Source organism: Arthrobacter sp. SDTb3-6, from assembly GCF_013376095.1.
Classification (GTDB): Bacteria; Actinomycetota; Actinomycetes; order Actinomycetales; family Micrococcaceae; genus Specibacter.
In genome coordinates this window covers 1-11,946 of record NZ_JAAMFN010000033.1, presented here as the reverse complement: position 1 = coordinate 11,946, position 11,946 = coordinate 1, and the positions used below count along the sequence as shown (strand labels likewise).

General features: G+C 67.6%; 11 protein-coding genes. All 11 read right to left on the bottom strand.

Annotated features, from left to right (window positions below; genetic code table 11):
• Positions 1–24: 24 nt before the first annotated feature.
• The 11 genes from G6035_RS14935 to G6035_RS14885 all read right to left on the bottom strand — a co-directional run bounded on the left by G6035_RS14935 (position 25) and on the right by G6035_RS14885 (position 11,787).
• Positions 25–939, bottom strand: a complete 915-nt coding sequence (locus tag G6035_RS14935) for a DedA family protein (RefSeq protein WP_176617896.1) — start codon at positions 937–939, stop codon at positions 25–27.
• Positions 940–1,221: 282 nt separating this feature from the next.
• On the bottom strand, positions 1,222–2,544 hold the full coding sequence (locus tag G6035_RS14930) for a thymidine phosphorylase (RefSeq protein ID WP_176617895.1): 1,323 nt from the start codon (positions 2,542–2,544) through the stop codon (positions 1,222–1,224).
• Positions 2,541–2,999 carry a cytidine deaminase gene (locus tag G6035_RS14925; RefSeq protein WP_256128022.1) on the bottom strand — a complete coding sequence of 153 codons (459 nt, stop codon included), beginning with the start codon at positions 2,997–2,999 and terminating at the stop codon, positions 2,541–2,543. Before G6035_RS14925 ends, G6035_RS14930 begins: the two co-directional genes overlap by 4 nt.
• Before the next feature lie 8 nt (positions 3,000–3,007).
• Positions 3,008–4,303: an ABC transporter permease gene (locus tag G6035_RS14920; RefSeq protein WP_176617894.1), complete on the bottom strand. Its 1,296-nt coding sequence runs from the start codon at positions 4,301–4,303 to the stop codon at positions 3,008–3,010.
• Complete coding sequence (locus G6035_RS14915; RefSeq protein ID WP_176617893.1) at positions 4,300–5,508, bottom strand: ABC transporter permease; 1,209 nt, start codon at positions 5,506–5,508, stop codon at positions 4,300–4,302. The genes G6035_RS14920 and G6035_RS14915 overlap by 4 nt, the downstream gene beginning before the upstream one ends.
• Positions 5,501–7,105: an ABC transporter ATP-binding protein gene (locus tag G6035_RS14910; RefSeq protein ID WP_176617892.1), complete on the bottom strand. Its 1,605-nt coding sequence runs from the start codon at positions 7,103–7,105 to the stop codon at positions 5,501–5,503. The genes G6035_RS14915 and G6035_RS14910 overlap by 8 nt, the downstream gene beginning before the upstream one ends.
• A 121-nt stretch (positions 7,106–7,226) precedes the next feature.
• On the bottom strand, positions 7,227–8,276 hold the full coding sequence (locus G6035_RS14905) for a BMP family protein (RefSeq protein ID WP_176617929.1): 1,050 nt from the start codon (positions 8,274–8,276) through the stop codon (positions 7,227–7,229).
• A 230-nt stretch (positions 8,277–8,506) separates the two neighbouring features.
• Entirely contained in the window at positions 8,507–9,520 is a 1,014-nt protein-coding gene (locus G6035_RS14900) for an NADP-dependent oxidoreductase (protein ID WP_176617891.1), read from the bottom strand.
• The gene (locus G6035_RS14895; protein WP_176617890.1) at positions 9,517–9,951 is read right to left on the bottom strand and encodes an organic hydroperoxide resistance protein; all 435 of its coding nucleotides are present in this window, start codon (positions 9,949–9,951) and stop codon (positions 9,517–9,519) included. The genes G6035_RS14900 and G6035_RS14895 overlap by 4 nt, the downstream gene beginning before the upstream one ends.
• A gap of 60 nt (positions 9,952–10,011) precedes the next feature.
• Positions 10,012–10,461 (bottom strand): MarR family winged helix-turn-helix transcriptional regulator, encoded by a 450-nt coding sequence (locus G6035_RS14890; protein WP_176617889.1) that lies wholly within the window; start codon positions 10,459–10,461, stop codon positions 10,012–10,014.
• 123 nt (positions 10,462–10,584) lie between these two features.
• A complete protein-coding gene (locus G6035_RS14885) occupies positions 10,585–11,787 on the bottom strand; it encodes an amidohydrolase (RefSeq protein WP_176617888.1) in 1,203 nt (400 codons plus the stop codon).
• Positions 11,788–11,946: the final 159 nt, after the last annotated feature.

Here is an 11,946-nt window from a genome sequence, read left to right as displayed (position 1 = left end):
TTAGGGATGCGGCGCCGGTGCGCGCTAGTTTTGGCCGGTCCGGTGCGCTAAGGGCGTATCCTGCGGGCCTGCCGGCGGCCCGGGTACGACGCCGGCCGGTCCGGCCCCGGCTTGGGCCCCGGCTTGGGAGCCGGCTGACGCGGGGGTTCCCGGGGTGCCATGGATGCCGGCGGCGCCGTGGCCGCCGGCGGCACCGTGGCTGCCGGGCTGTGGCCCGGCAGCTTCGGCGCCGGCCGCGTGGGCCGCGGCCGCGGCGAGGGCCTGGGCGGCGAGCTGGGCTGCATGGGCGCCGGGTTCGGGGCGCGGGGCCAGCCGTCCGCGCTTCTCCAGCTGGTGGTGCAGGATTTTCATGGCGTGGTCCACGATAAAGCCGATGACGATCGCGAAGGCAATGGCGATGCCCACGCCCAGGAGCGGATTGTGGTGCACCCAGCGACCGGCGACCCGTCCCACCGAGGCCGAGTACACGACCCACGTCAGCACCGCGATGCCGTCCAGCAGCACGAACCGCCGCCACGGAAACCGCGTGGCACCTGCCGTGAAGTTGACCGCTATGCGGCCCACGGGGATGTAGCGGGCCGTGAAAATGAGGATGGCCCCGCGCTTGTCGAGTTCGCGTCCCGCCCAGGCGAATGCCTTGGCGCCCCGGGGCTTGCGCATCCATTTGAAACGGGTGGTGCCGAGCTTGTTCCCCATGAAGTAGGCGATGTTGTCGCCAATGATGGCACCAAGGGCGGCGCCGGCCATGAGCAGCCAAATGTTCGGGTGGCCGGTGCGCAGCGAGATGGAGGCCAAGGCCACGATGGCGGTTTCGCTGGGCAGGAAGAGGAAAAACCCGTCGATCAGGCAGAACAGGCCAACCACGGGAATGACCCACCACTGCGCGGAAGAATGCGCAAGGACGTAGTTGATCTGGCTGACGATGTGCAAAAAGTCCACCGGGGATGGTTCCTCTCCTCTGGCGGGGTGTTATTCCTTAGTTTCCCACGTCTACCTGTGTGCAGGCATCCACCCAGCGGCCGACATTTGGTCCGTCTTCCCACACCGCCATATGACCACCAACCCCCGGTTGCAACCGGGGCACATTCCACCGTCCCCCGGTTGCAACCGGGGCACTATTTTGCAACGCTTTTGCCGCTCGCGCGGGAGGGTTTGCCATATGCGCCCCGGTTGCGCGGGAGGGTCGGGAAAAACACCCCCGGTTGCAACCGAGCGTCCGTATTAGGCGATGCGGTCGAGGATGAGCTTCCTGGCCGGGCGGGAACCTTCCGGGGCGATCAACACGGCACCTTCCAGGGCCTCCCTGGCCCGGCCGAACTTCTCCGGCGTGTCCGTCAGCAGCGTCATGAGCGGTTCGCCGGCGCGGACCAGGGCACCGGGCTTGGCGTGCATGCGCACACCCGCGCCCGCCTGCACCACATCCTCCTTGCGGGCCCGGCCCGCACCGAGGCGCCAGGCGGCCACGCCCACGGCCATCGCATCCAAGCCCACCAGCACGCCGTCGGCCGGGGCGTAGACGGTCTCCGACTCGCGGGCCACCGGCAGCGCCGCGTCCGGGTCGCCGCCCTGGGCCGCAATCATCCGCCGCCACACGTCCATGGCCCGGCCGTCCCGCAGGGCGGCGGCCGGGTCGGCATCATGCACGCCGGCGGCCCGGAGCATCTCCTCTGCCAGCCTCACGGTCAGTTCGACGACGTCCTCCGGCCCCCCGCCGGCCAGCACCTCCACCGACTCCTCCACCTCGATGGCGTTTCCGGCGGTCAGGCCCAGCGGCGTGGACATGTCCGTCAGCAGCGCCACCGTGTTGACGCCGGCGTCCCTGCCCAGGGCCACCATGGTTTCCGCCAGTTCACGGGCCATGGATTCGTCCTTCATGAACGCCCCGGAGCCCACCTTGACGTCCAGGACCAGGGCCCCGGTGCCTTCGGCGATCTTCTTGCTCATGATCGAGGAGGCGATCAGCGGGATGGCCTCAACCGTGCCTGTGACGTCGCGCAAGGCGTAGAGCTTCTTGTCCGCCGGGGCCAGGCCGGCACCCGCGGCGCAGATCACGGCGCCCACCTCGGAAAGCTGGCGCATCATCTCCGCGTTGCTGAGGTCCGCACGCCAGCCGGGAATGGCCTCGAGCTTGTCCAGCGTCCCGCCGGTGTGGCCCAGCCCCCGCCCGGACAGCTGCGGGACGGCCACGCCGAACACGGCCACGAGCGGGGCCAGTGGCAGCGTGATCTTGTCCCCCACGCCGCCCGTGGAGTGCTTGTCGGTTGTGGCCATGGGGGTCCCGGCCGGCGTGCGCAGGGCCGCGAAGTCCATCCGCTCCCCCGAGTTGATCATGGCGGTGGTCCATTGCGAGATTTCCGCCCGGTCCATGCCGTTGAGCAGGATGGCCATGTTCAGGGCCGCCATTTGTTCGTCGGCGATGGTTCCGCGCGTGTAGGCGTCGATGGTCCAGGCGATCTGGTCCGCGCCCAGCGTGCCGCGGTCCCGTTTGGTGCGGATGATGTCCACGGCGTCAAAGGCCGGGCCGTTGTAGGCGTGCGCGCTCATGATGGGTCCTCCAGGTTCTCCGGGCCAAAGGCGTCCGGCAGTATTTGTTCCATGGTGCGGATTCCGTGTCCGGTCATCAGCACCATGCCCGGTGCCCGGAATTCGTACAGGAGCTGGCGGCAGCGCCCGCAGGGCATGAGCACGGCACCGGCCGCATCCACGCAGTAAAAGGCGCGGATGCGACCGCCGCCGCCCATCTGCAGGGCGCCCACCATGGTGCATTCGGCGCACAGCGTCAGCCCGTAGCTGGCATTTTCGACGTTGCAGCCGGACACCACCCGCCCGTCGTCGAGCAGGGCTGCGGCGCCCACGGGGTACTTCGAATACGGCGCGTAGGCCCGGCCCATGGCGGCGGAGGCCGCCGCGTGCAGCGCGTCCCAGTCCGCCTGGCCGATGTCCGCAGCAGCGGCGAAGCCGGCCCCGGCGCCCTGGGCGGCGTTGTCCATGGTGTCCATCTGCTCCCCTATCCCTTGATGTACGGTTCGCCGTCGGCCGCGGGCGCACGGGACTTGCCCACGAATCCGGAGACGGCCAGGATGGTCAGCGCGTACGGCAGCATGGCCAGGAACTGTCCGTCGATGGGCGTGCCGGCCAGCGAGAGGATGCTCTGCAGGTTGCCGGCAACGCCAAACAACAGGGCCGCAAGCGCTGCGCCGATCGGGTTCCAGCGGCCAAAGATCAACGCCGCCAGGGCGATGAACCCGAGCCCGCCGGTCATGTCCTTGCTGAAGCTGCTCACCGCCACGAGCGTGAAGTAGGCGCCGCCGACGCCGGCCACGGCACCGCCGGCCAGCACGTTCAGGAAACGGGTCCGGTTGACGTTGATGCCCACCGTGTCGGCCGCCTTGGGGTGCTCGCCGACCGCCCGGATGCGCAGCCCCCAGCGGGTGCGGAACAGGCCGAACCAGACGGCGGCCACCAGCACCAGCATGAGGTAGCCGATGATGGACTGGCGGAACAGGGTGGGCCCGATGACCGGGATCTGCGACAGGAACGGGATGGGCACCTCCGGCAGCTGGGCCGGCTGGTTGTAGATGGTGGCGCCGTCGACCTTGATCTTCATGATCTTTTCAAACAGGAAGCCGGTCAGCCCGGACACCAGCACGTTCAGCACCACGCCCACAATGATCTGGTTGACCACGTACTTGATGCTGAATGCGGCCAGCAGGAAGGAAACCAGCACGCCCGCCACCGCGGCGGCGAACAGGCCCGCATAGGCGTTGTGCGTGATGGAGGAGACCAGCGACGCCGTAAAGGCGCCGGCCAGCAGCTGGCCCTCAATGGCGATGTTGACCACGCCGGAGCGCTCACACAGCACGCCGGACAGCGAGCCGAAAACGAGCGGAGTGGTGATCAACATGGCGCCGGTGAACAAGCCCACCAGGGTGATGTTCTGCGTCTTGGTGCCGCCGATGATCCACACGAGCAGCCCGATGACGAACGCCGCGGTGAACGTCATCGCCACCCACTTGTCAATGCGGCCCTCGTTTTTCATCTGCCGGTACGCGCGCACGGCCAGCAGGACGCAAAGGGCGGCAACGACGACGCCGAACACCTTGGCGGGCACGGCCAGGTCCGGCACCTGCCACGCGTCCCCCTCCTGGGAGATGCGGAACGTTGCGTCCCCGTCCGGTCCCAGCACGGCAAAGACGATGACGGCGAACAGGGCCAGCACGCCGAACAGGACGGGAAGCTTCCAGCTGCGGACGGCGACGCGGTCCGCGGCCCTGGACGGCGTGATGTTGGCTGTGACGCTCATGCGCTGGCTCCTTCACGGCGGGCGGCCTTGATGCGGAAGATGGACCGGATCAAGGGCGGGGCGGCGATGAACAGCACGATCAGTGACTGCACCACCGCAACAATGTCAATGGAAACGTCGGCGTTGACCGCCATGGAGGTGCCGCCTGCCTTGAACGCGCCAAAGAGCAGGGCGGCAAAGAAGGTGCCCCACGGCTTGGAGCGCCCCAGCAGCGCCACGGTGATGGCGTCAAAGCCGATGCTGCCGGCAATTTCCGAGTCGAGGGATTTCTCCGTGCCGGCAATTTGGGCCACGCCGGCCAGGCCCGCCAGGGCGCCGGAGATGAGCATGACGGTGATGTAGCCGCGGGAGACCAGCATGCCCGCGGTGCGTGCGGCCTTGGGATTGGCGCCGATGGCGCGGTATTCAAAGCCGAGCGTGGAACGGTTCAGCAGCCAGGACACGCCAATCACGGCCAGGACGGCGATGATCAGCCCCGCGTGGACCCGGAAGTTGGGACCCAGCAGCAGCGGCAACACCGCGTTGTCGTCCATCTGCGGGCTGATCGGGTTGGTGCTGTTGGGGTCCTTGAGCTGGTTTTTCAGCAGGTACAGGACCAGGGAGATGGCAATGTAGTTGAGCATGATCGTCACGATCACCTCGTGGGCGCCGGTCCTCGCCTTCAGGAATCCGGCGATGCCGCCCCAGATCGCGCCGCCAATGGCGCCGGCCAGGATCACAACCAACAGGTGGATGACCGGCGGAAGGTGCATGCCGAAGCCGACGGCGCCGGCAAAGGTGGCGCCGAGGATGATCTGGCCCTGCGCACCAATGTTGAACAGGCCCGTGCGGAACGCCAGCGTCACTGCCAGGCCGGCGAGTATCAGCGGGGTGGCGAAGGTCAGCGTCTCAAAAATGCCCAGCTGGCCCTGCCAGGTGCGGGCCGTGGGATCGTAGGTGGCCCCGCGCCACAGGGCGCCGTAGGCCTCCGACACCGCGGACCAGATGGCCGAAAACGTGGCGCCGGGATCGGCGAAAAAGTAGCCCGAGGCGGTGGCGACGCGCGGATCGGTGACGGCGATCAGGATGCCGCCGATCACCAGGGCCACGACGACGGCGAGCACGGAGATGAGGGCGTTGCCGCCCATGATCTCCCGGATGACCTGCGATCCCTGGCCTTCCTTCGCCGGGGGCACGGGTTCCTTGACTGCCTGCGTCTCACTCATGAGCGCCTCCTTCGGTGTTTCCGGCGGTGCTGTCCCCTGCGGGGGCGTCCCCGGCTGTGCTATCCCCTACGGGGGCGTCCAGCTGCGCCTGTGCCTCTTCGGCGGTCAGCCCCGCCATCATCAGGCCCAGCAGTTCACGGCTGGACTTTCCGGGCACAATGCCCATGAGCCTGCCGGCGAACAGCACGGCGATCCTGTCGCCGAGCTCGAGCACCTCGTCCAGCTCGGTGGAGACGATGATGACGGGCGTGCCGGCGTCGCGCTCGGCCACAATGCGCTTGTGCAGGAACTCGATGGACCCCACGTCCACGCCACGGGTGGGCTGGGAGGCGATGAACAGCTTCAGCGGGCGGGCCAATTCGCGGGCCAGCACCACCTTCTGCTGGTTTCCGCCCGAGAGGGTGTCCGCCGCGTCCTGCGCGGACTGGGCGCGGACGTCAAATTCGGCAACCTTTTCCTGCGCACTTTTGGCGATGACGGCCCGGTTCATGGCACCAAACCGTGAGTACGGTTCCTTGGTGTAGAGGTCCAGGACCAGGTTTTCGGCGATGGAGAACTCCCCCACGAGGCCGTCGTCCTGCCGGTCCTCGGGGACAAAGCCGACGCCGGCGTCGAGGACCTGGCGGACGCTGCGGCCCACCAGTTCCTTCCCGTCCAGCATGATGGATCCCTGGACGTGCTTGTGGAGCCCCAGCACGGCCTCGGTCAGTTCGGTCTGGCCGTTGCCCTGGACACCGGCGACGGCGAGGATCTCCCCGTCCGCCACGGCGAAGGTGACGTCGTCCACGAGGCGCTGGCCGGCGTCGTTCATCACCGTCAGCCCGGTGACCTTGAAGGTCTCCTCGCCGGGCTGGGCGTCGGCCTTCTCCAGGGTGAGGCTGACGGAGCGGCCCACCATCATGGAGGCCAGCTCCGTGGTGGAGGCGTCCGGATCGGCGGAGCCCACCACCTTGCCGCGGCGGATGACGGTGATGGTGTCCGAGACGGCCTTCACCTCGCGCAGCTTGTGGGAAATGAACACGATGGATGTCCCTCCGGCCTTCAACTGGGCCATGATGTCCATCAGTTCATCGGTTTCCTGGGGCGTCAGCACGGCGGAGGGCTCGTCCAGGATCAGGATCTTGGCGTTGCGCACCAGCGCCTTGATGATTTCCACGCGCTGCTGCACGCCGACGGGGATTTCCTCCACGAGCGCGTCGGGGTCCACGTGGAAGCCGAAGCGGGCGGAAATTTCCCGGATCTTCCGGCGCGTGTCCTCCAGGTCAAGGATGCCGGCAAAACCGGTGCTTTCCCCGCCCAGGGCCACGTTCTCGGCAACCGTGAAGACCGGGACCAGCATGAAGTGCTGGTGGACCATGCCAATTCCGGCTGCCATGGCATCAGCCGGGCCGGAGAATTTCACGGGTTTGTCGTCAATGAGGATTTCGCCGGCCGTGGGTTCATACAGGCCGTACAGGACATTCATGAGGGTGGATTTGCCGGCGCCGTTTTCGCCAAGGAGGCTGTGAATCTCACCCGAGGCAACCACCAGGTCAATGTGGTCGTTGGCTACGAGGGCACCGAAACTTTTGGTGATGCCCTTGAGTTCAAGTTTCAAGGATTTAACCCGTCTACGAAAAAAAGTTTATGCGGAACGTTGCGGCTGAACGCCACTGTGCGCCGCACCTCCAGCGAGTGCTGTCGGTACGGCGCATCAGTTCAACGATGTTTCGTTTTTCCTACTTCGGGCTGGACTTCGACTCCACCTTGATGGAGCCGTCGATGATGCCCTTCTTGATCGTGGCGAGCTGGCTCTTGGTGTCGGCGCTGACGGCCGAGTCCAGGTCGTGGAACGGGGCCAGGGCCACACCGCCGTTGTCCAGGGTGCCCACGTACGGGGTGGCGCTGTACTTGCCGGCGAGGTCGTCCTTGACGATGGTCTCCACGGCGTCGCCCATGGTCTTGATGACCGAGGTCAGCAGGATGGACTTGTAGGTGGGGGCCGTCAGGTAGCCGTCCGAGTCGACCCAGACCAGCTTGACGTCCTTGCCGCCCTTGTTGGCGGCCAGGATGGCGTCCCCGGCGCCCTTGCCGAGCGGGCCGGCCACCGGCATGACGACGTCGGCGCCCTCACCGATGAGGTTGTTGGTGGCCTTGGTGCCTTCCTGGATGATGTCAAAGGTGTTGGCGAACAGGCCCTGCTGGCTGGCCACGTTCCAGCCCAGCACCTGGACGTTCTTGGACTGCTGCTTGTTGTAGTAGGCAACGCCCTCGGCAAAGCCGTCCATGAAGATGGTGACCGTGGGGATGTTGATGCCGCCAAAGGTGCCCACCTTGCCGGTCTTGGATACGGAGGCCGCCGTGTAGCCGGCCAGGAACGCGGCCTGGGCGGTGTCGTACACCACGGGCTTGACGTTGGGCAGCTTGATGGAGTTGTCATCGATGATGGCGAAGTGCAGCTTGGGATCCGCCGTGGCCACCTTCTTGGTGGCGTCGGCCAGCAGGAAGCCGACCGTGAACGTGAGGTTGCAGCCGGCGTTGGCCATCTGGTTCAGGTTGGGCTCAAAGTCGGCCTTGGTGGTGGACTGTGCCTCCTTCATCTTGATGCCAAGATCCGCCACGGTCTTCTTCAGGCCCTCATAGGAGGACTGGTTGAAGGACTGGTCGTCGAAGCCGCCGGAGTCCGAGACGATGCAGCCAAGGTAGTTCGCGGCGGCGGCGTTTCCGCCGGTGCTTCCGCCGCCGGCGGGTGCCGGCGCCTGGCCGCAGCCGGTGAGCAGGAGCGCCATTGCCCCCAGGGCCACAGTGCCCACAGTGGTCCCGCGCTTAAAAGTGTTTTTCAAGGTTCCTCCATAAGGTGACGATTGCGCATGGCCAACCCCCCGGCCGCCTGCGCAGTGTTAGACACCACAGTAATGGTAGTCATTACTGACCGGTAGCTGGTTTCCCGGGGGAGCCCGGCATCGTTGGGGAACCGTTACCAACATCTGCGCCTGCGGGCGACGGGGCGGGGCGGACCCTATGGCAGGGTGACCACCATCTTTCCCGTGTTGGCCCCGCGCATCAGGTCAATGAAGGCCTGCGGGGCATTTTCCAGTCCCTCCACCACGGTTTCGTCAAAGCGGACGGTCCCCGCCGCGAGCCAGCCGGCCATTTTGTCCACGAATTCACCGGCCAGGTCCTGGTGTGCACCCACCAGGAAGCCGCGCAGCGTGAGCTGCTTGCCGATCGCCGAGGCCAGGTTCCGCGGCGCGGGGGTGGCGTCGGTGGTGTTGTAGGCGGAGATGGCACCGCACAGGGCAATCCGCCCGAACGGGTTCATCACGGAGATGGCCGCCTCCAGCTGCTCGCCGCCCACGTTGTCAAAGTAGACGTCGACGCCGCCGCTGTACCCCAGCGCCCCGCGGAGCAGCTCCCGGGCCGGGCCGTCGTGGTAGTTGAAGGCCGCGTCAAAGCCGAGGTCCAGAAGGTGTGCCACCTTTTCCGCCGAGCCGGCACTGCCGATGACCCGCGCGGCGCCAAGCGCCTTGGCGGCCTGGCCCACCAGCGATCCCACGGCCCCCGCGGCCCCGGAAACAAAGACCGTCTCGCCCGGCTTGAAGGCGGCCACCCGCGTCAGCCCGGCGTAGGCTGTCAGGCCGGTCATGCCCAGCGCCCCCAGGAATGCCGAGGGCCGGGCCAGCGAGGGGTCCACCTTCCTCGTGCCCTGGCCCGGGAGCACCGCGTAGTCGCGCCACCCCAGTCCATGGACGACGACGTCCCCCTCCTTGCGCACGTCGCTCCTGGACGCCACCACCTCACCCACGGCGCCGCCGTCGAGCGCGGCATCCAGGGCAAAGGGGGCGCTGTAGGACTTGGCGTCGTTCATCCGCCCGCGCATGTAGGGGTCCACGCTCATGGCCAGGTTGCGGACCAGGACTTCGCCGTCTTCAAGCTCGGGCACGGGCCGTTCCGCGAGCCTGAAGTTCTCCGGGACGGGCCAGCCGTGCGGCCGGGAGGCAAGCTGGATTTCGCGGGACACCAGGGCACTCATGCTGCGGCCCCTTCCGTGGCGAGGGTGAGCCGGATATCCACGTTGCCGCGGGTCGCATTTGAATACGGGCACACCTGGTGGGCCTTTTCGACCAGCGCCCGGGCCGCCTCGGCCCCGACGTGCGGCAGCGAGACTTCCAGCCGCACGGCGATGCCGAACGCCCCGTTGGCAATGGTGCCCAGGTCCACCTCGGCCTGGACGGTCGAACCGGCGGCGTCCACCTTGTCCCGGCGGGCCACGAGGCGCAGGGCCGAATGGAAACAGGCCGCGTAACCGGCGGCGAAAAGCTGTTCCGGGTTGGTGCCCGGGCCGGAACCGCCCATTTCAGGAGGTGAGGCGAGGTCGACGACGAGCCTGCCGTCGTCCGTGCGGGCCTGGCCGTCGCGGCCGTCCCCGGTGGCGAGGGCGCGTGCGGTGTACAAAGCGTTCATGGAAGGATTCCTTCGGTTGGGTGGCGATGGGGTGTTGTCTATTGTGGGCTGCCTTGCGTGCTACGGCGCGGGATCCTTGGCGTGGGCGTGCAGCGCAGCGGTGACCTTGGCGAGCGTGGCGTTCAGCTGTTCCAGCCCGTCGGGCGTCAGGCCGGCCGCCGCGGCTATGTGGGAGGGCACGGCCAGTGCCTTTTCGCGCAGCCCCGCCCCGTGCGGGGTGAGGTGGACCGCGACCCGGCGTTCGTCGTCGGGCGTCCGCCGGCGCTCCAGCATGCCGGCTGCTTCCAGGCGCTTGAGGAGCGGGGACAAGGTGCCGGAATCCAGCTCCAGCTCCTCCCCCAGCTCCCGGACGGAAACGCCGTCGTGCTCCCAGAGCAGCAGCATGACCAGGTACTGGGGGTAGGTCAGGCCCAGGTCCTGGAGCAGTGGCCGGTAGACGGCGGTGGCGGCGCGGGAGGCCGCATACAGGGAGAAGCAGACTTGGCGTTTAAGGATGCTGCGTTCGGGCATGGCACCAGACTACGTCTTAATTTGGATGTACACAACTTAATTGTGCACAACTTAAATTTGACGGTCGCGGCCGGCCGGATCCGAAAGTGGCTGGTTCCGTCGGGAGGCTGGACCGGCGAAGGCTCAGGCCGCGGGGCGGAGGGCCCGCAGGGCGGCAGCCGTCAGCACGCGGATGCCAATGCCCAGCGCGCGCTCGTCCACGATGTAGTCGCCGCGGTGCAGGTCGTATTCCTCCCCGCCCGGCACATGGGTGCCCAGGCGCATCAACGAGCCGGGGACGCCCTGCAGGAACCAGGCAAAGTCCTCCCCGCCCATGGACTGCGGGGCCAGGACCACGGAATCCTCACCGAGTTCGGCACGCGCGGCAGCCTCAATCAGGGCCGTCTCATGTTCGGAGTTGACCACGGGCGGGACACCCCGGGTGTGCTCCAGGTGCACCTCGACGCCGTACGGTGCGGCCACCTGCTGCACCACGTCGTCGAGCAGTTCGCCGGCCGCATGCCAGGCCTCGCGGTCCAGGCAGCGCATGGTCCCGCTCATGACGCCGTGGCCGGGGATCGCGTTCGGCGCCGAGCCGGCGTTGATCTGCCCCCACACCATGGACACGCCGCTGCGCACGTCCACCCGGCGGGACAGCACGGCGGGTACGTTGATGGCGATCTGGGCCAGTGCGAAGACGAGGTCCTCGGTCAGGTGCGGGCGCGAGCTGTGGCCGCCGCGGCCGGTCAGTTCAATCTTGATGGTGTCCGAGGCGCTGGTGATCGGGCCGATCCGGGTGCCGATCCTGCCCACCTCGATGCGGGGGTCGCAGTGCAGCGCCATGATGCGCGGGACGCCCTCGAGCGCGCCCTGGTCGATGCAGGCCAGCGCCCCTCCGGGCAGCGTTTCCTCGGCGGGCTGGAAGATGATGCGCACGGTCCCGCCCAGCGGCTTTTCGTTGTGCATGCGGGAGAGCACCAGGGCGATGCCGAGCATGGCGGCGGTGTGGATGTCGTGCCCGCAGCCGTGGGTGACCCCGTGGTTGCGGGACGCGTAGGGAAGCCCGGTCTCCTCAATGATCGGCAGGGCGTCAATGTCCCCGCGCAGCGCCGTCGCAATGGGTCCTTCGCCCACGTCCACGATCACCCCGGTGCCCTCGAGGCGGCGGGGCGAGAGGCCCGCGGCGGTCAGCCGGTCGTAGATGGCGGCCGTGGTCCGGTGCTCCTGGAAGGACAGTTCCGGGTGGGCGTGCAGGTCGCGGCGGAAGTCGATGACCTCGTCGATGAGGGGCTCCAGCCAGGGACCGACCAATTCCGTGGGGACTGTTTCCAGCGAATAGTTGCGCACAGAACAAACTTTAGCCATGTCACGGTGCCGGGGCGTCATTGCCGGTCGCCGCGTTACGCGCCGGTAATCTACGCGGAGCGCTCCTGCTGCTAGAGGACGTCCATGTCGCCTTGGGCCTTGAGGCCGTCGACGGCGCGCTTGACCAGTTGGGCGTGGGCA

Excerpts from the sequence above, each read along its gene's own strand:
- G6035_RS14930 (WP_176617895.1), bottom strand. The coding sequence starts at position 2,544 with ATGAGCGCGCACGCCTACAACGGCCCGGCCTTTGACGCCGTGGACATC.
- G6035_RS14925 (WP_256128022.1), bottom strand. The coding sequence starts at position 2,999 with ATGGACACCATGGACAACGCCGCCCAGGGCGCCGGGGCCGGCTTCGCC.
- G6035_RS14920 (WP_176617894.1), bottom strand. The coding sequence starts at position 4,303 with ATGAGCGTCACAGCCAACATCACGCCGTCCAGGGCCGCGGACCGCGTC.
- G6035_RS14915 (WP_176617893.1), bottom strand. The coding sequence starts at position 5,508 with ATGAGTGAGACGCAGGCAGTCAAGGAACCCGTGCCCCCGGCGAAGGAA.
- G6035_RS14905 (WP_176617929.1), bottom strand. The coding sequence starts at position 8,276 with ATGGCGCTCCTGCTCACCGGCTGCGGCCAGGCGCCGGCACCCGCCGGC.
- G6035_RS14900 (WP_176617891.1), bottom strand. The coding sequence starts at position 9,520 with ATGAGTGCCCTGGTGTCCCGCGAAATCCAGCTTGCCTCCCGGCCGCAC.
- G6035_RS14895 (WP_176617890.1), bottom strand. The coding sequence starts at position 9,951 with ATGAACGCTTTGTACACCGCACGCGCCCTCGCCACCGGGGACGGCCGC.
- G6035_RS14890 (WP_176617889.1), bottom strand. The coding sequence starts at position 10,461 with ATGCCCGAACGCAGCATCCTTAAACGCCAAGTCTGCTTCTCCCTGTAT.